This is a genomic window from Nitrobacter sp. 62-13 (genome assembly GCF_001896955.1).
Classification (GTDB): Bacteria; Pseudomonadota; Alphaproteobacteria; order Rhizobiales; family Xanthobacteraceae; genus Nitrobacter.
The window spans coordinates 1-295 of record NZ_MKRN01000169.1 but is presented as its reverse complement, the minus strand read 5'-3'; the positions used below and the strand labels follow the sequence as shown (position 1 = coordinate 295).

1 pseudogene is annotated in these 295 nt (G+C 71.5%); it reads right to left on the bottom strand.

Annotation, left to right across the window (positions count from 1 at the left end):
* A pseudogene (locus tag BGN91_RS11550) lies at positions 1-295 on the bottom strand (homoserine dehydrogenase); the annotation flags it as partial.

Genomic DNA, 295 nt, shown 5'->3' with positions numbered 1-295 from the left:
GGTCGCCGCGGTGCCGGCGAAATCGCGCGCCATCAGGCGGATGTAGTAGCCACCCTCATGGCGCTCCATCGGCGCCTTCTTGGTCGCACGCAGACGCGCCGCCGGCCGCCCGAACGGCAGCGCGCGGATGCCGCACGCGACATCGGCGATATCGGCAACCACGGCGGATGCCGTCGCGGCGCCGCCGGCGCCGGGACCGACCAGCGTGATCGGCGGAATGCCGTCGCCGTCGATGGTGACCGCGTTGGTGACGCCCATCACTTGCGCGATCGACGAGGTCTTCGGCACCATGGTC